Raw genomic sequence first — 22,489 nt, 5'->3', positions numbered from 1 at the left:
AATAACCTGTTGGTACAATAACATTCATACTAATAATTTGATACTTCATATAAATTCGATAATATGGTTCGAGAGTTTCTACCAGATCACCGTAAATGATTTGACTATGAAGACAGGGAACTAGATCTTTTAGGAATTCTGCCTTCTATGTATGGGAGGGGAATTCCTTTTTTATGTAAAGCTCTGTTCAAGTAGAGTGTTGTTTTTTGCAGGTTGATTGTAGTGGAAGGCACGAAGACTCCTGCAGAAAGCGAAGTGCCTGGAACGAAAATCAACATCCAAGTTTAACACAGCCTTATGTGAAAGAAAGATTTCATATTAGAATAATATTTATTTTTATTTTTGATGTGGGGATATATAGTTAATAGAGAAGACTAACAGTATGACAATAAATAATGAGGTGAAAAGACTGATGGGGAAAGCATTGCTTGATAATCAGGAAATGGTTATCGTACTTGACTTTGGAAGTCAATATAATCAGCTAATTACAAGAAGAATCAGGGAGTTCGGGGTGTACAGTGAACTTCATCCGCATACGATTACCGCAGAGGAAATTAAACAAATGAATCCGAAGGGGATTATTTTCTCTGGTGGTCCTAATAGTGTGTATGATGCGAATGCCTTTGGCTGTGACGAAGCGATTTTTGAGCTTGGTCTGCCAATTTTGGGGATTTGCTATGGTATGCAGTTAATGACGAAGCATTTTAATGGCAAGGTTGAACCAGCAAAGCAACGTGAATATGGAAAAGCCAATATATTGGTGCAAAATCAATCAAAGCTGTTCGGGGATCTTCCTACAGAGCAGGTTGTCTGGATGAGCCATGGTGACCTAGTGGTTGAGGCGCCTGAAGGCTTTAGAATTGATGCAACAAGCCCTTCATGTCCGATTACCTCAATGAGTGATGAACAGCGTAATTTATACGCTGTACAATTCCATCCTGAAGTACAGCATTCTGTCTATGGCTCTGAAATTCTAAAGAATTTCGTTTTCTCTGTCTGTGGCTGTAAAGGCGATTGGTCGATGGAAAACTTTATCGAAATTGAATTGGAGAAAATTCGCCAGACAGTTGGCAATAAAAAAGTGTTATGTGCGCTTAGCGGTGGTGTGGATTCTTCAGTAGTAGCCGTTTTAATTCATAAGGCAATTGGTGACCAATTAACGTGTATTTTTGTCGATCATGGTCTTTTACGTAAAGGCGAAGCGGATAGTGTTATGAAGACCTTTGCGGATGGTTTTAATATGAATGTTATTAAAGTAGAGGCAAAAGAGCGTTTTCTGTCTAAATTAGAGGGCGTGAGCGATCCAGAGAAAAAACGCAAAATTATCGGAAATGAGTTCATATATGTGTTCGATGATGAAGCCACAAAGCTTGAGGGAATTGATTTTCTGGCTCAGGGAACCTTATATACTGATATTATTGAGAGTGGTACAGCAACTGCGCAAACGATTAAATCGCATCATAATGTTGGTGGACTGCCTGAGGACATGCAGTTTAAGCTAATCGAGCCATTAAATACATTATTTAAGGACGAAGTTCGTGCTTTAGGAACAGAGCTTGGCATACCGGATGAGATTGTCTGGAGGCAGCCATTCCCTGGTCCAGGGCTTGGTATTCGAGTGTTAGGTGCTATTTCGGAGGATAAGCTGGAAATTGTTCGTGAATCAGATTATATTTTACGTGAAGAAATTAGGAAGGCTGGCCTGGAACGCGAAATTTGGCAATACTTCACAGTTCTGCCTGATATCCGTAGTGTAGGTGTTATGGGAGATGCCCGTACGTATGACTACACAATTGGTATTCGTGCCGTTACATCAATTGACGGAATGACATCGGATTGGGCCCGTATTCCTTGGGATGTACTTGAAACCATTTCAACACGAATTGTCAACGAAGTAGCCCACGTCAACCGGGTTGTTTATGATATAACAAGTAAGCCACCTGCAACCATTGAGTGGGAATAAAAACATGTAAAACGGCATTACTGTGTCTCCGATTTTGGGGAAACAGTGATGCTTTTTATTTAGCTTGCTGGTAAAAATATAGAGAAAGTTTATTGATAATAATAATTCAATAGATATACGTGCAAAATTTCCCAATCGGATATTTGCTCGTTGACAGTAAGGAAATTAGATTGATATACTATTTTCAAATATCAATATCGAACGATGAAAAGGACTAGTAGAGATTCAATCATTTACAAAGATAGAGAGAAAATCATTAGCTGAAAGATTTTCACGTGAATGATCCCTTGAACCTGCCTTGGAGTTCTGCGTTTAATAGCGCATGGTTAAGAACCATTATCATGATGAGTGTAAAGCATTGCTTTAAAACAGGGTGGTACCGCCAGTAATGGTCCCTGTTAAAAAGTAAATGCTTTTTTTGTATAATAAAAACTATCTTTGAGGTGAAAAATGTGAGCCAGGATTTTGTTAAAGATATTACTAAGCGTGATGTGGATTTTGCTCAATGGTATACAGATGTCGTTAGGAAAGCTGAATTAGCTGATTATTCAAGCGTTAAAGGATGTATGATTATCCGTCCCACAGGATATGCACTTTGGGAAAATATCCAACGCTTTCTTGATAATAGGTTTAAAGAAACAGGTCATGAAAATGTATGTATGCCGCTTCTAATTCCAGAAAGCTTACTGATGAGAGAAGCTGAGCACGTTGAAGGCTTTGCTCCGGAAGTGGCCTGGGTAACACAGGGTGGACAAAATCAATTAGCAGAAAGGCTGGCCATTCGCCCAACTTCAGAAGTTTTATTTGCAGAACATTATAAAAACATTATTCAATCCTATCGTGATCTTCCGAAGCTCTATAATCAGTGGGTTAACGTTGTCCGCTGGGAAAAAACAACTCGTCCGTTTCTACGTACAACCGAGTTCTTGTGGCAGGAGGGTCATACTTGCCATGAAACCATCGAGGATGCAGAGGTAGAGACAAGGCAAATGCTAGAAATCTATGCAGAAGCGTGTGAACAGCTGCTGGCGATTCCGGTTGTTCGCGGTGTAAAAACTGCAAATGAACGTTTTGCAGGGGCTGCTAATACTTATACGCTAGAAACATTAATGTATGATGGAAAAGCATTGCAGATTGCTACATCTCATAACCTAGGAAATAATTTCGCTAAAGCCTTTGATATCAGGTTTACTGATAGAAACGGTGAACTACAGCATGTATATCAAACATCCTGGGGTATGACAACACGTACGATTGGCGGGCTTATCATGGTCCACAGTGATGACCGAGGTCTTGTGCTTCCTCCAAGAGTAGCACCTACTCAATTAATTATTGTACCAATTGCACAAAATAAACCAGGTGTAATGGATTTTGCATACCAGCTTCACGATCAGCTAAAGGAAGCGGATTTCCGTATCAAACTGGATGACAGTGATAAACAGCCTGGCTGGAAGTTTAATGAGTCTGAGATGAAGGGAATTCCAATTCGAATTGAGGTAGGACCACGAGATATCAGTCAAAATCAAATAATCGCTGTTCGACGTGATACAGGCGAGAAGATCACCTTATCACTAGATAATCTAGATGCGAAAATTTCAGCGTTACTAGAAGATATTCAAACTAACTTATTTGAAAGTGCTAAAAAGCGAGCAGATGCAAAAACAGAGTACACAGAAGACAGAGAAGTGTTTGAAGCTCGAATTAAACAAGGTGGATTTGCTGTAACACCATGGTGTGAAGATGGTACATGTGAAGAAAAGGTAAAAGAAGATACAACAGCTACCGCAAGATGTATGTCTTTTGAATACAATAGTGAACCAGTGAAAGATAAGGTTTGTCCACACTGTGGAAAGCCAGCTACTAAAATTGTTCATTGGGCAAGAGCGTACTAAGCGTTTGAATAAAAATGATATTAAATAATGACCGCGGAAACTCTAAAGGGCAGAAGTCAGCTAGTAAAGGGATACTGCCCTTTAGAATAATCCGTTGTGCGTTATATAGAAATATCTAAATAATAAATTAATCTGTATAAATCCGTCGAAAATACCTATGAGATAACTATGGTTGAATACATTGTGATGGTTTGTGTATAATATCACATTCTTTATTAAGAACACCTCCTGTTATTTATAAATAACCCCTCAAACCCTTGATTTATCAACATTTCCCCACTTCCTAGTGACAAAACATTTACCAAAATTTGAATGATTGATGAAATCTATAATAATCGTGATAAACCCTATACTTTTTTCCTAATTCTGGTGATATGATGAATCCGTAGTAAGGAGGTGATAGGATGACGATCATTCATATTTTATTAAAACAACATGTTGGTGCTCCTTGTCAGCCAATTGTCAATGCTGGTGAAATCGTTCAGAGAGGACAGTTGATTGCCATTCCCGATGGCTTGGGAGCGAATATTCATTCCAGTGTGTCAGGAGCTGTACTAGAGATTGCAGATAGTGAAATTGTAATCGAAATGGCACCGAATCAGCCTAAAGACTTCGTCCCAATCCCACAAACTGATAATCATTTAGAAGCGATCAAAGAAGCAGGAATTGTTGGTGCAGGAGGGGCAGGCTTCCCAATGCATGTGAAATATAACTCAATTGTTGAGGATGGATACATCATTGCAAATGCAGCGGAATGCGAACCATTATTAAGCCATAATGTCAAATTAATGGAAGACCAACCAGAACTGATTGTTCGAGGCTTAAAATATTTAATGGGAATAACAAAAGCGAAAAAGGCTTATATTGCCATTAAGACAAAGTATCAAAAAGCGATGGTTGCGTTAGGAAAAGCATGTAAAGACGAGCCAGATGTTGAACTGAAGTATTTACCCGATATGTATCCATCAGGTGATGAGCGGGTTATTATCAGGGAATTATTAGGCGTTACGCTGGAACCAGGGCAGCTGCCAATTGCTGCGAATGCGATTGTTTCGAACGTTGAAACCATTAAGCATGCGGTTGAAGCTATTGAATTACGCAAGCCGTTTATTGAAAAAGATTTAACCGTGTCTGGCCGGATACAATCAGGTACAAAGGTATTTTTAAATCAACCTATTGGTATGCCGGTTAAATACTATATTGAACAGTGCGATGGATACATAGAACCACATGGAGAAATCGTGATTGGTGGACCGTTTACAGGTCGACAGGGAGAAGAAAAAACACCAATTACCAAAACATCTGGTGGAATTCTTGTTGCCATGCCCTTCCCTCAGGAAAGCCGCAAAGTTGGTATTCTGATGTGTGAATGTGGCGGCAGTGAAGAAAGATTGACTGAAATTGCAACTGGGATGGGTGCAGAAGTCGTGGCAGCCGAAAGATGCAAACGAATGGTTGAGGTTAACGGAAGGTATAGATGTAGTTTGCCGGGAGTATGCCCGGGACAAGCTGAAAAAGTCCTTAGCATGAAAAAAGCAGGGGCAGAAGTTGTACTTACAGGAACGTGCCAGGATTGAACAAACACCGTTATGGGTGTAGCTCCTAGGTTAGGAGTTCCGGTTTATCATAGTACAGATCACGTATTACGTGCGGCAGGTCATAAGCTATACAGGAAATTAGCCACCGTTAAATAATTTGCATCAACTTTTACCCTTTACTTAAATGAAGCAAACAATTATTTATTAGGAGGTTTATTATATGTCCATTACTGTAGAAACAGCTAAAGACCATGCCAAAGACCCTGCAGTGTTATGCTGTAGAACAGAAGCAGGAACCATTATTCAACCCGATAATCTAGAAGATCCAGCCCTTTTTCCGGATCTTGAAGATAGTGGGTTACTAACAATGCCCGATAATTATATCACAATTGAACAAGCAATTGGAGCGAAATTAACAAAAACGTTGGATGCACTTATTCCGCTAACACCAGATGTGTTAGATGGTGTGAAAGAAGCTGCCAACGAAGAAGTTGTAGAAGAAAAAGTGGAAGCAGTAGCTGTAACAGAAGCTGCTCCAGTCGCTCCTGTACAAGCAACAGGAGTTGGCCAAACAATTAAATTAACGATTGCAGAAGGTAAAGGAATTAGTCTGGAAATTCCTCTCACAGTGGAAGGTGTTAAGCAAGTCGTTCAGACTCAACAAGTGGAGGCTGTCAGTGCTGCAACACCTGTAGAACAACCAGCAGTTCAAGCTGAAGATAAGCAAGCTAAAGCAAGAAGAATTCGTAGCCTGCAAAAGACATACTTCCCAATCAATAAAGTAGTCTTTGGTGATGAAACAAAAATTGATGGTACTACATTAGTTTTGCGTCATCCTGAAGAGATTTGTATGGAAGCTGTGAAACTAGAAGAGCTAGTGGAAGATATTAAATTGGAAATTATTACACCGGATATGTATGACACATACAGTGAAACCATTATGGACGTTCAGCCTATTGCAACGAAGGAAGAGGGCGAACTTGGCCACGGAATTACTCGTGTAATTGATGGCGTTGTTATGGTATTAACTGGTACAGATGCAAACGGGGTACAAATTGGTGAATTTGGATCCTCTGAAGGTGAATTAAATAAAAACATTATGTGGGGACGTCCAAGCTGTCCTGAAAAAGGTGAAATCTTCATTAAAACGCAAGTTACCATTAAAGCGGGTACAAACATGGAGCGTAGCGGTCCTCTTTCTGCTCATAAAGCAGCTGATTACATCACAGACGAGATCAGGAAAGCGCTTAAACAAGCAGATAGTTCTCTTGCGATTCTATCTGAGGAAATCGTGCAATACCGCCGTCCAGGAAACAAGAAGGTCCTAATTGTGAAGGAAATCATGGGACAAGGGGCGATGCACGATAACTTAATCATGCCTGTTGAGCCTGTAGGTACACTTGGTGCGAAGCCAAACGTTGACTTAGGTAACTTACCGGTTATGTTAGCGCCAACAGAGGTGCTTGATGGTGGAATCCATGCACTTACATGTATTGGACCTGCATCAAAAGAATGTTCACGTCATTACTTCAGAGAGCCATTAGTTGAAGCGGCAATGGCAGATGAAGAAATTGACCTAGTGGGTGTGGTATTTGTCGGCTCACCACAAGCAAACTCAGATAAATTCTATGTGTCCAAGCGCTTAGGTATGATGGTTGAAGCGATGGATATTGATGGAGCAATCGTGACAACAGAAGGATTTGGAAACAATCACGTAGATTTTGCTTCCCATATTGAGGAAGTCGGAAAACGCGGTGTTGAGGTAGTTGGCGTATCCTATTCTGCTGTTCAAGGAGCACTTGTTGTTGGAAATAAATACATGAACCATATGGTTGACAATAATAAGTCAATGCAGGGAATTGAAAACGAAATTCTTGGCAATAACACCCTTTGCGAAGAAGATGCCATCCGTGCTCTTGCGATGCTAAAAACCGTTCTTGGCGGGGAAAAAGTAAAACCGGCTGAAAGAAAGTGGAATCCAAATGTGAAACTAAACAACATTGAAGCCATCGAAGCCGCTACAGGCAGAAAAATTGAGCTTGTTGATAATGAACAGGTACTGCCTAAGAGCAAAAAGCGTCTAGAAATTTATGAGCCAGAACAAGAACCAGTATTAAACTAAGCAAAAGCTTATCATGCTATACAAAAGATCCAGTACTAATAGACAACAGTATAGGAAGGGAGTCGACAAAATGGTAACCGTAGTTAAAGGTTTACAATCAGAGATTTACGTTCCAGTAACGCCTAAGCCAGTATTTACTCCAGTAACTAAGCCATTAAGTGAAATGCGTATTGCTCTAGCTACAGCAGCAGGCGTTCATTTAAAATCAGATAAGCGCTTTAATTTAGCAGGGGATACAACTTTTAGGGAAATCCCTAATGAAACTCCAAGTGATGAATTAATGGTATCACATGGTGGTTATGATAATGCCGACGTGAACAAAGATATCAACTGTATGTTCCCTATCGATCGCTTAAATGAATTGCAGGCAACGGGTTATTTTAAGGAAGTTGCACCTGTACATTATGGTTTTATGGGCGGTGGTGGAAATCAGGAGGTTTTCACGACAAAAACAGGTCCAGAAATTGCTGCGAAATTAAAAGCAGAAGAAGTAGATGCCGTTCTTCTTACAGCTGGCTGAGGTACTTGCCACAGAACTGCCGTGATCGTGCAGAGAGCTATTGAAGAAGCAGGTATTCCAACTATTCTAATTGCCGCATTACCACCGGTAGTGCGTCAAAATGGTACACCTCGTGCTGTAGCACCACTTATCCCAATGGGTGCGAATGCTGGTGAACCGCATAATATTGAAATGCAGACAGGTATTTTAAGAGATTCATTAGCACAGCTTGAAATCATTCAAACAGCTGGTACGATTGTACCACTACCTTACGAGTATATCGCTCATATCTAATCAAAATGTGTTTGCAGGCCTAGAAACTGCTAACTAGTAGAATGGTCCCCAAAAGACAAGGTGTCAGGCTTCACAATATTGTAGTTAGTATTACTATGCGTTAGTGAATGTGAATGCCTGAGGCCTTTTGGGACAGTCTAACAGAAATTTAAACATATAGGGTGATAGACAGATATGGAAGATGTACTTAGAAGTTTAACTATTAGATGTTTCCATGTAACGAATGTTGCCTTTGGAAAGAAAGTAAATCTAACGAATGGAACGCTGACAATTCCGGACGTGGATGCTGAATTTTCGAATAAGTTTGATAAAGTAGCTAAGCTAACAGTCTCGATTATTGAACCGAAAAAACACGATATTGAGATTAATACAATTATGGATATCATGCCTATTTCCGCTAAGGTTTTAGGAGAGCTGGGTGAAGGCATTACACATACTTTAACAGGTGTTTATGTCATGCTGACAGGCGGCGATGAAGAAGGAAATCAAATGCATGAATTTGGTTCTTCTGAGGGAATTTTAAAGGAGAAATTAAAGCTTGGAAAAGCGGGAACTCCAAATGAAGAAGACTATATTATTCATGTAGATGTCACTTTAAAACCAGGTCTTTCTTTCACTAGAAGTCTAGCATTCTCAATGTTTCAAATTTGTGATTTAATTATCCAACCGATTCGAGACATGTTAAAAATGAAAAATGGAAAAGATGCAGATGAAAAGCATGTGTATCATGACCGAGTGAATAAGGATAAAACCAGAGTTGCGATCGTAAAGCAAGTGGCTGGACAGGGAGCTATGTACGATAATCTACTGTACATGAAAGAACCAAGCGGAATTGAGGGTGGAGTATCAATTATCGACATTGGAAATATGCCTGTTGTCTTGACACCAAATGAATATCGTGATGGAGCACTTCGTTCACTAACATAAAAATTTTTCATTTTAAATGTGATAGTCTGAACAATCTTGAAAGGTTGGTGAAAATTGATGGGAATTGGACCATCTACGAAAGAAACATCGTTGCATCATTTCCGAGATCCCTTGACCCGGGTAGTAAGCTCCGATCAGGATGTTGACCTAGCAGGCATCGTGATAGTCGGAACACCCCAAGATAATTATAACAAGCATCTAGTTGGGAAGCGAACAGCCTCATGGCTTGAAGCGATGCGTGTAGAAGGAGCTATTATTTCAGCAGATGGCTGGGGAAATAGCGATGTGGACTTCGCCAACACAATGGAGGAAATCGGTAAACGTAACATCAGCATTGTCGGGTTAAAGTTTATTGGCACCCAGGCAAAATTTGTGGTAACAAATGAATTTACTGATTTAGTGGTTGATTTTAATAAATCAGAAGAAGGTATTGAAACCGAGGTTGTAGGCGAAAACAACGTGGATGAAATGGATGCGCGAAAAGCACTAGCATTGTTAAAACTGAAAATCAGACGGGATAAGCAATTATAAAGCTCACGGTCTAAATCATAGATTCTCAAAATTGGAGGAATAACCATGACAATTTCAGATTTAATTCCAGTAATAGACAGAGAAGATCAGCTTACTACTGAGACAGCTCGTGAAAGAAGAACTGGCGTTACAAGAATGGTTACTGCGATTGACTCACATACAGCAGGTGAAGCAGCACGTATTGTTACTGGCGGTCTTCCTAACATTCCTGGGGCAACAATGGCTGATAAAAGACAATATTTAATAGATTATCAGGATCATTTGCGTACAGCGTTAATGCATGAGCCGCGTGGTCACAATGAAATGTTTGGAGCCTTCCTAACTCCTCCGGTACATCCAGAAGCTGATTTTGGAATTATTTTCATGGACGGCGGTGGCTATTTAAATATGTGCGGACATAATACCATTGCGGCTGTTACTGCAGCCATTGAAACGGGAATGGTAGAAACTTCTGCTGATCAAAGAACAGCGCAGGTTGTACTTGATACGGCTGCAGGTCTTGTTCGTGCTACTGCTTATATCAAGGGCGGCAATAAAGTAAAAGAAGTATCCTTTAAAAATGTCCCTTCTTTCTTATATAAGAGAGATCAAAAATTATGGATTCCGGAATTAGATAGAGAAATAACCTTCGATATCTCTTTCGGCGGCAGCTTCTTCGTCATTATTTCTGCCAAGGAGCTTGGCTTAGGGGTTGTTCCGGAAAATGCATCAAAACTAACTGAGCTTGGTATGAATATCCTGCAACGAGTAAATGACAGTATCGAAATTCAGCATCCAACTTTAGAACATATTAAAACCGCAGATTTAATTGAAATCTTTGATGATCCAACACATCCTGAGGCAACTTATAAAAATGTGGTTATTTTTGGACAAGGTCAAGTAGACCGTTCTCCTTGTGGTACTGGAACAAGTGCAAAGATGGCAACCCTACATGCTCGCGGAGAATTAGCTATTGATGAGCCGTTCGTCTACGAAAGTATCCTAGGTACTTTATTCAAAGGTCGTGTGGTAGAAGAGACCATAATCGGCGAACAAGCCGCTATTATTCCAGAAGTAACTGGGTCTGCTTATATTACCGGATATAATACGTTCTTAATTGATCCTGATGACCCACTAAAATATGGTTTTACTTTGAAGTAAGAAAATCATAAGGCTTAGGCATAGAAAGTTATAGATATTCTACCTATTACGGACAGTTTGACCCCATCCTACGAATCAAAGTTTATAAAAGTGGTGGGGCTCATCTGCCCGTAAAGTTTAAAGAGCGCTATGAATTGGTAATTAGTTAATCTTATAATAGAAAGGAATGGTTATTGTGGTTGCAGCGATTTTGACAGTGCTTGTTGGTTTGGCATTATGGTATGGGTTTTTCTTTATTCGTGACCTCCTCGCTCATAAGGCGAACCTTGGTCCAGAAAAAGGCTGGATTGCCTATCCAATTGGTCTTGTGACAGATTTTCTTGATACGCTTGGTATAGGTTCTTTTGCAACAACAACACTAGGATTTAAAATCACAAAATTTTTAAAGAATGATGAATTACTTCCTGGTACATTAAATGTTGGTCACACAATCCCGGTTATCTTAGAGGCAGTTATCTTTATTACCGTTGTTGAAGTAGAAGCACTAACGCTTATATCAATGGTAGTAGCAGCCATGTTAGGTTCGTGGTTGGGTGCGAAATGGGTATCAAAGCTTTCTGAACGAAAGGTTCAAAGAGTTATGGGTATTGCACTTGCAGTTACTGCAATCCTAATGGCTCTACAGTCATTAAAAGTACTTGATATTCTTGGCCGTGGTAATGAAGCGATGGGACTTAGCGGTATCCTCCTTGTTGTAGCTATTATCGGAAACTTTATTCTTGGTGCCCTAATGACTGCGGGAATTGGCTTATATGCTCCATGTATGGCATTAGTTTACATGCTTGGTCTAAATCCACTTGTAGCGTTCCCAATCATGATGACTTCATGTGCTGCTTTAATGCCAGTTGCTAGCTTTGAGTTCGTTAAATACAGTCGTTATTCAAAAAAAGGTGCAATTGGTTTAACAATCGGAGGTATTCTTGGGGTTATTGCTGCTGTAACTTTAGTAACTAGCTTAGATTTAACTTTATTAACTTGGTTGATCATCGCAGTCGTATTGTATACTTCTGTTACAATGATTTTGCAAAGTGCGAAGCCAGCTGCTACACCTGTTGCACCATCACCAACTGAGTATCACAAAGGAGCATAATATCATTTAGTTTTATGCTGGCTAATGGATTGTCAACTTTCCAATTCTGTTACAACTAGTTGATAAGATTTCATAAAAAAGACTCGGGGAAGACGGCTACGTCGTCTTCCCCGAGTCTTTTTTATGGGTGCGAATTTATTTGATAAAATTAATTTATTAATCCGCTGAAAAGCATTGAATACTCCTATGGTTGACTAAATTATGTAGGTGTGTGAATAACATCACAAGTGCAAATAAAGGCGAATTTTGTCTAATGAAGGGTACCTATCGCAAACCCGTTATTTATAAACGTTTCCCCAATTTCTTAGTGACAAAATAATTACCAAAAATTGAATGATTGGTGAAACCTTACTAATTCAGCGAAATCTATATATTTTTTTTGTGATACGGGTGATATTATGAAGCTGTCAGGAGGTGAAGAAATGACAGTAGTGCATATTCTATTAAAACAACATGTTGGTGCTCCTTGTCAGCCGATTATTAATGCCGGTGAAATCGTAAAACGTGGACAAAAAATAGCCATTCCACAGGGATTAGGTGCAAATATTCATGCCAGCGTTTCAGGAGCAGTTTTAGAAATAACTGACAATGAAATCGTCATTGAAATGGCACCGAATCAGCCAAAGGAGTTTGTTCCAATTCCTGAAACTGATAATTACTTAGAAGCCATTAAAGAAGCGGGAATTGTTGGTGCAGGAGGAGCAGGTTTCCCGATGCATGTGAAATACAACACAACCGTTGATAATGGCTACATTATCGCAAATGCTGCGGAATGTGAACCATTGCTTGGCCATAACGTTTTATTGATGGAAGAACATCCTGAGTTAATTGTTCGGGGTTTAAAGTACTTAATGGAAATGACAAAAGCGAAAAAGGCTTATATCGCCATTAAGACAAAATATCAAAAGGCAATGATAGCCTTAGGCAAGGCATGCAAAAATGAACCAGATGTTGAACTGAAGTTTTTACCAGATATGTACCCATCAGGTGATGAGCGGGTTATTATCAGGGAATTATTAGGTGTTACGCTGGAGCCGGGACAGCTGCCAATTGCTGCGAATGCGATTGTTTCAAACGTTGAAACCATTAAGCATGCGGTTGAAGCTATTGAATTGCGCAAGCCGTTTATTGAAAAGGATTTAACCGTGTCCGGCCGTGTACAATCAGGTTCAAAGGTATTTTTAAATCAACCTATTGGTATGCCAGTTAAATATTATATTGAACAGTGTGGAGGATACGTTCATCCACATGGTGAAATCGTGATTGGCGGACCGTTCACTGGTCGACATGGAGAAGAAAACACAGCAATCACAAAAACATCAGGTGGGATTCTTGTTGCTATGCCATTTCCACAAGAAAACCGTAAAGTAGGTATTCTGATGTGTGAGTGTGGCGGCAGTGAAGAAAGATTGACAGAAATTGCAACTGGGATGGGTGCAGAAGTTGTGGCAGCCGAAAGATGCAAACGAATGGTAGAGGTTAATGGAAGGTATAGATGTAGTTTGCCGGGAGTTTGTCCGGGACAAGCTGAGAAAGTCCTTAGTATGAAAAAAGCAGGGGCAGAGGTTGTACTTACTGGAACATGCCAGGATTGAACGAACACCGTTATGGGTGTAGCTCCTAGGTTAGGAGTTCCGGTTTATCATAGTACAGATCACGTATTACGTGCGGCAGGTCATAAGCTATACAGGAAATTAGCCACCGTTAAATAATTTGCATCGACTTTTACCCTTTACCTATATGAAGCAAGAAATTATTTATTAGGAGGCTTACAAACATGTCCATTACTGTAGAAACAGCTAAAGACCATGCCAAAGACCCTGCAGTGCTATGCTGTAGAACAGAAGCAGGAACCATTATTCAACCCGATAATCTAGAAGATCCAGCCCTTTTTCCGGATCTTGAAGATAGCGGATTATTAACAATGCCAGAAAATTATATCACAATTGAACAAGCAATTGGAGCAAAATTAACAAAAACGTTGGATGCTCTTATTCCATTAACACCAGATGTGTTAGATGGTGTGAAAGAAATAAAAGAAGCAGCAGAAGAAGAAGTAAAAGAAGAACCAGTAACTGTAGCAGAAGCTACACCGGTAAGTCCTGTACAAGCAACAGGATTTGGCCAAACACTTAAATTAACGATTGCAGAAGGTAAAGGAATTAGTCTCGAAATTCCTCTTACAGTTGAGGGAGTTAATAGAATAGTCCCAACTCAACAAGTTGAGACAGTTAGCGCTACTGCTGAGCAAGCTGCTGTTAAAGCAGTTGAAGAAAAGCAAGCAGAAGCAAAGAAAATGCGCAGTCTACAAAAGAGATACTTCCCAATTGAGAAGGTAGTATTTGCTGAGACAACAAAAATTGAAGGTAAAACATTATATCTTCGTCATGCAGAAGAAATCTGCAAGGATGCAGTGAATTTAGAAGAGCTTGTCGAAGACATGAAATTGGAAATTATTACACCTGATATGTATGACACATATAGCGAAACCATCATGGATGTTCAACCAATTGCCACGAAAGAGGAAGGCGAACTTGGTCATGGTATTACACGAGTAATCGATGGTGCCGTTATGGTCTTAACTGGTACAGACGCAAACGGAGTACAAATTGGTGAATTTGGATCATCTGAAGGTGAACTTAACAGAAATATCATGTGGGGACGTCCGGGTGCTCCTGATAAAGGCGAAATCTTTATTAAAGCACAGGTAACCATTAAAGCTGGTACAAACATGGAACGCAGCGGTCCTTTAGCAGCTCATAAAGCAGCAGACTTTATTACAGAAGAAATCCGTAAGGCTCTAAAAGAAGCTGACGATTCATTGGCAGTATTTACAGAAGAGATTGTGCAGTACCGCCGCCCAGGAAATAAGAAGGTATTAATTGTTAAAGAAATCATGGGTCAAGGAGCTATGCACGACAACTTAATCATGCCTGTTGAGCCAGTTGGTACTTTAGGTGCTAAGCCAAACGTAGACTTAGGTAACTTACCTGTTATGTTAGCACCAACTGAAGTACTTGATGGGGGAATCCATGCTCTTACATGTATCGGACCTGCATCAAAAGAATGTTCACGCCATTATTTCAGAGAACCATTAGTTGAAGCTGCAATGGCAGACGAAGAAATTGATTTAGTAGGTGTTGTGTTTGTTGGTTCACCACAAGCTAACTCTGAAAAATTCTATGTTTCAAAACGTCTTGGCATGATGGTGGAAGCTATGGATATTGATGGAGCTATCGTTACTACAGAAGGCTTTGGTAATAACCATATTGATTTTGCTTCCCATATCGAGGAAATCGGTAAACGTGGTATTGAAGTAGTTGGTATGACTTACTCAGCTGTTCAGGGAGCACTTGTTGTTGGTAATAAATATATGAACAACATGGTTGATAACAATAAGTCCATGCAAGGTATTGAAAACGAAATCCTAGGTAACAACACACTTTGTGAAGAGGATGCGATTCGTGCGCTTGCTATGTTAAAAACTGTTCTTGGCGGAGAAAAAGTGAAACCGGCAGAAAGAAAATGGAATTCAAATGTTAAATTAAATAATATTGAAGCCATTGAAACAGCTACTGGTAGAAAAATAGAATTAGTCGACAATGAACAAGTACTTCCAAAGAGTAAGAAACGTATGGAGATTTACGAGCCTGAACAAGAACCAGTGTTAAACTAAGGGTGATTTTATGGATAGATTAAATGAATTAAAGTACATTTCAACTGAAAGAATGTATGAAGGAATCATCGTTGAAGTAACAGATGCTAGTGTAACGATTGATTTAAAAGGCCGTTTAGGTCAACTGAAAATTCCTCGTAGAATGCTAATTTCTCAGTATGATGTTCAAATGGGTCAAGAGGTTGGCTTTATGATGAGTTATCCAGAAGTACTTGATGAAGAGCCTGATGAAAAATATGTCTATGCAATTAATGAATCAAATCGCCGTAGAAAAGAAATAGAAGCAAAAAAACAAAACGTGTAAGAAGGGAGTCGGAGAAATGGTTACCGTAGTTAAAGGTTTACAATCAGAGATTTACGTTCCAGTAACACCAAAACCAGTATTTACTCCAGTAACAAAACCAGTAAGTGAAATGCGCATTGCTCTAGCTACAGCGGCAGGTGTTCACTTAAAGTCTGATAAGAGATTTAATTTAGCAGGGGATACAACCTATAGAGAGGTTCCTGGAGATTCTCCAAGCGATCAGCTAATGGTATCTCACGGAGGCTATGATAATGCCGATGTGAACAAAGATATCAACTGTATGTTCCCGATTGACCGCTTACGTGAACTGCAGGCTGAAGGAGTATTTAAGGAAGTTGCTCCGATGCACTTTGGATTTATGGGCGGCGGCGGAAATCAGGAAGTATTTACTGATAAAACAGGTCCTGAAATCGCTGCAAAATTATTAGCTGAACAAGTAGACGCCGTTGTTCTCACAGCTGGCTGAGGTACTTGTCACAGAACTGCCGTGATCGTGCAGAGAGCTATTGAACAAGCAGGAATTCCTACTATTCTAATTGCCGCATTACCGCCAGTAGTGCGTCAAAATGGTACACCTCGTGCGGTAGCACCACTAATTCCAATGGGTGCAAATGCAGGTGAGCCACATAATATTGAAATGCAAATAGGTATATTAAGAGATACATTAGCACAGCTTGAGACCATTCAAACTGCTGGTACTATTGTACCTTTACCTTACGAGTATATCGCTCATATCTAATAGAAATATGTTTTTATGCCATGTACTGGCAACTATTACTCACAAATAACTTTGTTATTTGTGAGTAATAGAATTTGAACATATAGGGTGAGAGATATGGAGGATGTACTTAGAAGCTTAACGATTAAATGTTTTCATGTAGAGAAGGTAGTATTCGGTCAGAAAGTAAATCTATCGAATAGGATCCTAACCCTTCCTAATCAATATGATAAGTTGGAAAGCAGCTTCGATAAAGTATCAAAGCTTACAGTATCAATTATTGAACCAAAACAACATAATGTTGAGATTAATACCATTATGGACATCATGCCTATTTCTGCTAAAGTCCTTGGAGAGCTGGGTGAAGGGATAACCCATACCTTAACGGGTGTTTATGTCATGCTGACAGGTAGGGATGAAGAAGGAAATCAAATGCATGAATTTGGTTCTTCTGAAGGGATTTTACAAGAGAAGTTAAAGCTTGGAAAAGCCGGAACTCCAAATGAGGATGACTATATTATACACGTCGATGTAACCTTAAAACCAGGTCTTTCTTTCACAAGAAGTCTGGCATTTTCGATGTTTCAGATTTGTGATTCAATTATTCAGCCGATTCGAGACATTCTAAAAATGAAAAATGGAAAAGATGCAGATGAAAAACATGTGTATCATGATCGAGTGAAAAGGGATAAAACAAGGATTGCGATTGTAAAGCAAGTGGCTGGACAGGGAGCCATGTATGATAATCTATTGTACATGAAGGAACCAAGTGGGATTGAAGGTGGAGTATCCATCATTGACATTGGAAATATGCCTGTTGTCCTAACGCCAAATGAATATCGTGATGGAGCACTTCGATCACTAACTTAAAAATTTTTCAGCTAGAATGTGATATTTGTAACAATCTTGGAAGGCTGGTGATAATGAATGGGAATTGGACCCTCTACAAAAGAAACATCGTTACACCATTTTAGAGATCCATTGACTGCTGTGGTGAGCTCTGATCAGGATGTTGACTTAGCGGGTATCGTAATTGTCGGAACACCCCAGGATAATTATAACAAACATTTGGTTGGAAAGCGAACAGCCTCATGGCTTGAAGCGATGCGTGTAGAAGGCGCTATTATTTCAGCAGATGGCTGGGGAAATAGTGATGTTGACTTCGCCAATACAATGGAAGAAATCGGGAAACGAAACATAAGTATTGTCGGGTTAAAGTTTATCGGAACTATGGCAAAGTTTGTGGTGACAAATGAATTCACTGATTTAGTTGTCGACTTTAATAAATCAGTAGAAGGTATTGAAACTGAGGTTGTAGGCGAAAACAACGTGGTTGAGATGGACGCAAGAAAAGCACTGGCGTTGTTGAAGTTGAAAATAAGACGGGATAAACAATAATAATTGAGTTAAAGCCCAGATCATTGAGCTTTCAAACTTGGAGGTTATCGCAATGACAGTATCAGATTTAATTCCAGTTATTGATAGAGAAGACTTAATTACCGAGGAGACGTCTCGTGAAAGAAGAACAGGCGTAACAAGAATGGTCACGGCGATTGACTCTCATACTGCGGGTGAAGCTGCGCGTATCGTTACCGGTGGTCTTCCTAATATACCTGGAATGACAATGGCTGATAAAAGACAATATTTAATTGATCATCAGGATCATTTGCGTACAGCGTTAATGCATGAGCCGCGTGGTCATAATGAAATGTTTGGTGCATTTTTAACTCCTCCGGTACATCCAGAAGCTGATTTTGGAATCATATTTATGGATGGTGGCGGTTATTTAAATATGTGCGGACATAATACCATTGCCGCTGTTACTGCAGCGATTGAAACAGGAATGGTTGAAACCTTTGCTGATCAAAGAACGGCACAGGTTGTTCTTGACACGGCAGCTGGACTTGTCCAAGCAACCGCTTACATAAAGGGCGGCAATAAAGTAAAAGAAGTATCATTTAAAAACGTACCTTCCTTCCTATATAAAAGGAATCAAAAGCTATTTATCCCTGAATTAGATAGAGAAGTAACCTTTGATATCTCATTTGGCGGCAGCTTTTTTGTCATTATCTCTGCAAAGGAATTAGGCTTAAAGGTAGTGCCGGAAAATGCATCAAAGCTATCTGATATTGGTATGAAGGTTCTTAATAGGGTGAATGAAACAATCGAAATTCAACATCCAACCTTAGCGCATATTAATAAAGCTGATTTAATTGAAATTTTCGATGATCCAACACATCCTGAAGCAACCTACAAAAATGTAGTTGTTTTTGGACAAGGACAGGTAGACCGTTCTCCTTGCGGTACTGGAACTAGTGCAAAGCTAGCCACTCTTCATGCGCGTGGAGAATTAGATATTGATGAACCATTTGTATACGAAAGTATCCTGGGTACTTTATTTAAAGGCCGTATTGTGGAGGAAACCATGATTGGTGGACAAGCTGCAATCATTCCGGAGGTAACGGGGTCTGCTTACATTACAGGATATAATACTTTCTTGATTGACCCTGAAGATCCGCTTAAATATGGCTTTACATTGAAATAAGCTAGCGCAATAACTAAATCGCTCTCAGAACAATGAAGTTAAGCCTCCGGCGGATGACACGGATTTTTTAGGGGTAATTTATCGAGCGACCTCAGGTAATCCGGACGCAAATTCGACGGGCGAATTTGATATAAAGATTGTTAAATGGTCTGTGGTGTACGTGGATATTCATTGATTAAGATGAATCGCTTGTTAGACATGCGTACTCTACAGGCCATTTGGGTGTGATTATTTATGGAAAGTCGAAATGTTATTCAAAATAAGAAAGGTTGATAAATATGGTTGCAGCAATAATAACACTGCTTGTTGCTTTGGGAGTTTGGTTTTCATTCTTTCTCATCAAAGATTTAATCAAACACAAAGCGAACCTGGGTCCGGAAAAAACGTTAACAGCATTTATTGTAGGTCTTATTACAGATTTTCTTGATACTCTTGGAATCGGTTCATTTGCGACTACAACACTTGGTTTTAAAATTACAAAATTTTTAAAGAATGATGAATTGTTGCCTGGAACATTAAATGTCGGTCATACAATTCCAGTTATCATAGAAGCAATTATCTTTACTACTGTTGTTAAGGTTGAAGCATTAACTCTTGTTTCTATGGTTATTGCAGCAATGGTAGGCTCTTGGGTAGGAGCAAGAACGGTATCAAAGCTACCGGAGAAAATGATTCAAAAGGTTATGGGTATTGCATTAGCTCTTACAGCCATCCTGATGGCTCTTAAACAGCTGTCTGTTCTTGATATGCTAGGTCAAGGTAATGAAGCGATGGGGCTAAGCGGTATACCGCTTATGATTGGTATCGTAGGAAACTTTATTTTAGGTGCGTTAATGACTGCAGGAATTGGCCTATATGCACCATGTATGGCTTTAGTGTATATGCTTGGATTAAACCCGCTTGTAGCTTTCCCAATTATGATGACATCTTGTTCAGCGTTAATGCCTGTAGCAAGCTATGAGTTCGTTAAATTTAGTCGTTATTCTAAAAAAGGTGCAATCGGTTTAACTATTGGCGGTATCTTAGGTGTAGCTATTGCAGTTACATTTGTAACTAGTTTAGATTTAACTCTATTAACATGGTTAATTATCGCTGTAGTCTTATATACTTCCGTTTCAATGTTAAGATCAGGCTTTAAACCGGCAGTTGCTCCTGAAGTGCAATCCTATCAAAAGGGAGCTTAATAGTATTCATGTATAAATAAGTTTTTATTAATAGAATCAGGGAAGGCGGCTATGCTGTCTTCCTTATTCTATCTACAAGGTTTAATAACCAGAAACGTTCCGTTAAGGGATTTGGTACAATTGTAACAGGTACACTGATTGAAGGTACTTCGATTCAGTGGGGTACAAACCCCGGCAGAATGAAGTTAAGCCTCCGGCGAGTCTTGCGATTTTTTAAGGTAGATTACCCGAGCGAGCTCAGGTAATCCGGACGCAAATTCGACGGGCAAATTTGATCAAATGTCCATATGATTATTTTAGAATGTCTTGATAGAAATAAAATGACCAAACGTGTAGAGAACTACTGTTTGTTATACATCAAACACGAATAATAAAAAATACAATTATGCTATTGTTCGTTTTTTGTTGACGCGTTTACTCTATGTTGATATAATGTTTTCGTAAAGCGATAATCAAATACGTCGTATAATCTTGGGGATATGGCCCAGAAGTTTCTACCAAGCTACCGTAAATAGCTTGACTACGAGGTGATAATAAATTGTATAATCTCCTTTTATTGTCATTATTTGTAGTCAAGCACTTCTGTTCTTAATGGAAGTGCTATTTGGATTTGCCTCAAATTATTATGTGCAATCTATCAGTATGCAAAAATAATTAACTGCTGATTTCTTGCATGAAGATGGGTCAAAAACCGCTTTTGAAGGGACTATATATAAGAGGAGGAACACCATGAAAAAGTATTTTCAGTTTGAAGAGCTTGGCACTAATTATCGTCGTGAAATCATTGGCGGTTTAACAACCTTTCTTGCGATGGCGTATATACTCGTAGTAAATCCTATTACACTAACTTTAGCCGATATTCCAGATTTGCCTGATGCATTGCGTATGGACTACGGAGCCGTCTTTGTAGCGACTGCTTTGTCTGCTGCAATAGGAAGTATCATAATGGGGCTTTTGGGTAGATACCCGCTGGCACTTGCACCAGGATTGGGCTTAAATGCGTTCTTTGCTTATACTGTCGTACTTGCAAGTGGAATACCGTGGCAGCATGCGTTAGGTGCAGTTTTTATTTCAAGTGTGTTCTTTTTAATTTTGACATTAACAGGTCTTCGCGAAAAATTAATTAATGCCATTCCGATTGAATTAAAACATGCAGTTGGTGCAGGTATTGGTTTGTTTATTACATTTATTGGTTTGCAAACATCAGGGATTATTGTTAATAACGATGCAACTCTTGTTGGAATTGGTGATTTATCAGCACCGAATACATTGCTTACTATTTTTGGTATTTTAGTGACTGTAATTCTTATGGTTAGAGGAGTAAAAGGTGGAGTTTTCTATGGAATGATCATCTCCATTATCGCTGGTATGATCTTCGGTTTAATTGAAACACCTGATAAGGTAGTTGATAAAGTGCCTAGCCTTGAGCCGACATTTGGTGCGTTATTTTCATCATTCAGTGACCCGTCATTTTATACAGCGTCCATGCTTGGAATTGTGTTAACATTCTTATTTGTTGATTTCTTTGATAATGCAGGTACATTAGTTGCGGTAGCAAACCAGGCTGGTTTTGTGAAAGATAACAAACTGCCTCGTGCGGGACAGGCCTTACTAGCTGACTCGATTGCATCTGTTACAGGGTCTATTCTTGGAACCTCAACGGTTACATCCTACGTGGAATCGTCTGCAGGGGTTGCAGCAGGCGCAAGAACAGGCTTTGCATCGCTGGTAACTGCAGCATGTTTCTTATTGTCACTTTTCTTTTTCCCACTGTTATCAGTTGTTACATCAGCTGTCACGGCCCCGGCACTAATTATTGTAGGTGTACTCATGGTTTCGTCGCTTGGGAAAATTGAGTGGACTAAATTTGAAGTGGCAGTTCCAGCCTTTTTAACTATGGTGACAATGCCGCTTTCTTATAGTATTGCAACAGGTATTGCAGTTGGATTTATATTCTATCCTATTACAATGATAGTATCAGGTCGGGCAAAAGAAATTAATCCAATTATGTATCTATTCTTTGTCATCTTTGTTTTATATTTTATTTTTAAATAACGAAAATGCAA

Annotated in this window: 18 protein-coding genes, 2 riboswitches and 1 other annotated feature; all 18 genes read left to right on the top strand. The window is 39.5% G+C overall.

Annotation, left to right across the window (positions count from 1 at the left end; all coding sequences use genetic code 11):
- Positions 1–25: 25 nt before the first annotated feature.
- Positions 26–127: riboswitch (purine riboswitch) on the top strand.
- Between the two features lie 285 nt (positions 128–412).
- Entirely contained in the window at positions 413–1,963 is a 1,551-nt protein-coding gene (guaA, locus tag BQ5321_RS21355) for a glutamine-hydrolyzing GMP synthase (RefSeq protein WP_187143803.1), read from the top strand.
- A gap of 195 nt (positions 1,964–2,158) precedes the next feature.
- Positions 2,159–2,363, top strand: a binding site (T-box leader).
- 52 nt (positions 2,364–2,415) lie between these two features.
- Positions 2,416–3,855 (top strand): proline--tRNA ligase, encoded by a 1,440-nt coding sequence (proS, locus tag BQ5321_RS21350; RefSeq protein WP_071396385.1) that lies wholly within the window; start codon positions 2,416–2,418, stop codon positions 3,853–3,855.
- A 404-nt stretch (positions 3,856–4,259) separates the two neighbouring features.
- Positions 4,260–5,549, top strand: a complete 1,290-nt coding sequence (gene prdC / locus BQ5321_RS21345) for a proline reductase-associated electron transfer protein PrdC (protein WP_187143768.1) — start codon at positions 4,260–4,262, stop codon at positions 5,547–5,549.
- Positions 5,550–5,613: 64 nt separating this feature from the next.
- A complete protein-coding gene (gene prdA, locus BQ5321_RS21340) occupies positions 5,614–7,515 on the top strand; it encodes a D-proline reductase (dithiol) proprotein PrdA (protein ID WP_071396383.1) in 1,902 nt (633 codons plus the stop codon).
- 13 nt (positions 7,516–7,528) lie between these two features.
- The gene (prdB, locus tag BQ5321_RS24880) at positions 7,529–8,308 is read left to right on the top strand and encodes a D-proline reductase (dithiol) protein PrdB (protein WP_084786886.1); all 780 of its coding nucleotides are present in this window, start codon (positions 7,529–7,531) and stop codon (positions 8,306–8,308) included.
- A gap of 174 nt (positions 8,309–8,482) precedes the next feature.
- Positions 8,483–9,235: a proline reductase cluster protein PrdD gene (gene prdD / locus BQ5321_RS21325; protein WP_071396380.1), complete on the top strand. Its 753-nt coding sequence runs from the start codon at positions 8,483–8,485 to the stop codon at positions 9,233–9,235.
- A 57-nt stretch (positions 9,236–9,292) separates the two neighbouring features.
- Complete coding sequence (locus BQ5321_RS21320; protein WP_071396379.1) at positions 9,293–9,766, top strand: glycine/sarcosine/betaine reductase component B subunit; 474 nt, start codon at positions 9,293–9,295, stop codon at positions 9,764–9,766.
- A 45-nt stretch (positions 9,767–9,811) separates the two neighbouring features.
- Positions 9,812–10,906, top strand: coding sequence for a proline racemase family protein (locus tag BQ5321_RS21315; protein WP_084786885.1), 1,095 nt, complete (start codon positions 9,812–9,814; stop codon positions 10,904–10,906).
- A gap of 166 nt (positions 10,907–11,072) precedes the next feature.
- On the top strand, positions 11,073–11,996 hold the full coding sequence (locus tag BQ5321_RS21310; protein ID WP_200798720.1) for a sulfite exporter TauE/SafE family protein: 924 nt from the start codon (positions 11,073–11,075) through the stop codon (positions 11,994–11,996).
- Positions 11,997–12,418: 422 nt separating this feature from the next.
- Positions 12,419–13,708 (top strand): proline reductase-associated electron transfer protein PrdC, encoded by a 1,290-nt coding sequence (prdC, locus tag BQ5321_RS21305; RefSeq protein ID WP_187143767.1) that lies wholly within the window; start codon positions 12,419–12,421, stop codon positions 13,706–13,708.
- Between the two features lie 65 nt (positions 13,709–13,773).
- Positions 13,774–15,672 carry a D-proline reductase (dithiol) proprotein PrdA gene (gene prdA, locus BQ5321_RS21300; protein ID WP_071396376.1) on the top strand — a complete coding sequence of 633 codons (1,899 nt, stop codon included), beginning with the start codon at positions 13,774–13,776 and terminating at the stop codon, positions 15,670–15,672.
- A gap of 10 nt (positions 15,673–15,682) precedes the next feature.
- Positions 15,683–15,976, top strand: coding sequence for a CBO2463/CBO2479 domain-containing protein (locus BQ5321_RS21295; protein WP_071396375.1), 294 nt, complete (start codon positions 15,683–15,685; stop codon positions 15,974–15,976).
- A gap of 16 nt (positions 15,977–15,992) precedes the next feature.
- Positions 15,993–16,715 (top strand): D-proline reductase (dithiol) protein PrdB, encoded by a 723-nt coding sequence (gene prdB, locus BQ5321_RS24875; protein WP_084786884.1) that lies wholly within the window; start codon positions 15,993–15,995, stop codon positions 16,713–16,715.
- Positions 16,716–16,811: 96 nt separating this feature from the next.
- A complete protein-coding gene (gene prdD, locus BQ5321_RS21280) occupies positions 16,812–17,564 on the top strand; it encodes a proline reductase cluster protein PrdD (RefSeq protein ID WP_071396372.1) in 753 nt (250 codons plus the stop codon).
- A 57-nt stretch (positions 17,565–17,621) separates the two neighbouring features.
- Positions 17,622–18,092 (top strand): glycine/sarcosine/betaine reductase component B subunit, encoded by a 471-nt coding sequence (locus BQ5321_RS21275; protein WP_071396371.1) that lies wholly within the window; start codon positions 17,622–17,624, stop codon positions 18,090–18,092.
- A gap of 52 nt (positions 18,093–18,144) precedes the next feature.
- Positions 18,145–19,239: a proline racemase family protein gene (locus BQ5321_RS21270; RefSeq protein ID WP_084786883.1), complete on the top strand. Its 1,095-nt coding sequence runs from the start codon at positions 18,145–18,147 to the stop codon at positions 19,237–19,239.
- Positions 19,240–19,517: 278 nt separating this feature from the next.
- Positions 19,518–20,423: a TSUP family transporter gene (locus BQ5321_RS21265; protein WP_071396370.1), complete on the top strand. Its 906-nt coding sequence runs from the start codon at positions 19,518–19,520 to the stop codon at positions 20,421–20,423.
- A gap of 441 nt (positions 20,424–20,864) precedes the next feature.
- Positions 20,865–20,966: riboswitch (purine riboswitch) on the top strand.
- A 186-nt stretch (positions 20,967–21,152) separates the two neighbouring features.
- The gene (locus BQ5321_RS21260) at positions 21,153–22,478 is read left to right on the top strand and encodes an NCS2 family permease (protein ID WP_071396369.1); all 1,326 of its coding nucleotides are present in this window, start codon (positions 21,153–21,155) and stop codon (positions 22,476–22,478) included.
- Positions 22,479–22,489: the final 11 nt, after the last annotated feature.

This window comes from Bacillus tuaregi (assembly GCF_900104575.1).
In the GTDB taxonomy this organism is placed as follows: Bacteria; Bacillota; Bacilli; order Bacillales; family Cytobacillaceae; genus Bacillus_BD; species Bacillus_BD tuaregi.
Note: the sequence above shows the minus strand (reverse complement) of the source record. Positions and strands in the feature narration are given on the sequence as shown.

Bases quoted from the DNA above. Each gene is read 5' to 3' on its own strand.
- BQ5321_RS21310 (WP_200798720.1), top strand. From the start codon at position 11,073: ATGGTTATTGTGGTTGCAGCGATTTTGACAGTGCTTGTTGGTTTGGCA.
- BQ5321_RS21295 (WP_071396375.1), top strand. From the start codon at position 15,683: ATGGATAGATTAAATGAATTAAAGTACATTTCAACTGAAAGAATGTAT.
- BQ5321_RS21320 (WP_071396379.1), top strand. From the start codon at position 9,293: ATGGGAATTGGACCATCTACGAAAGAAACATCGTTGCATCATTTCCGA.
- BQ5321_RS21265 (WP_071396370.1), top strand. From the start codon at position 19,518: ATGGTTGCAGCAATAATAACACTGCTTGTTGCTTTGGGAGTTTGGTTT.
- prdA (WP_071396376.1), top strand. From the start codon at position 13,774: ATGTCCATTACTGTAGAAACAGCTAAAGACCATGCCAAAGACCCTGCA.
- BQ5321_RS21315 (WP_084786885.1), top strand. From the start codon at position 9,812: ATGACAATTTCAGATTTAATTCCAGTAATAGACAGAGAAGATCAGCTT.
- BQ5321_RS21275 (WP_071396371.1), top strand. From the start codon at position 17,622: ATGGGAATTGGACCCTCTACAAAAGAAACATCGTTACACCATTTTAGA.
- guaA (WP_187143803.1), top strand. From the start codon at position 413: ATGGGGAAAGCATTGCTTGATAATCAGGAAATGGTTATCGTACTTGAC.
- BQ5321_RS21260 (WP_071396369.1), top strand. From the start codon at position 21,153: ATGAAAAAGTATTTTCAGTTTGAAGAGCTTGGCACTAATTATCGTCGT.
- prdD (WP_071396380.1), top strand. From the start codon at position 8,483: ATGGAAGATGTACTTAGAAGTTTAACTATTAGATGTTTCCATGTAACG.
- prdA (WP_071396383.1), top strand. From the start codon at position 5,614: ATGTCCATTACTGTAGAAACAGCTAAAGACCATGCCAAAGACCCTGCA.
- prdD (WP_071396372.1), top strand. From the start codon at position 16,812: ATGGAGGATGTACTTAGAAGCTTAACGATTAAATGTTTTCATGTAGAG.
- BQ5321_RS21270 (WP_084786883.1), top strand. From the start codon at position 18,145: ATGACAGTATCAGATTTAATTCCAGTTATTGATAGAGAAGACTTAATT.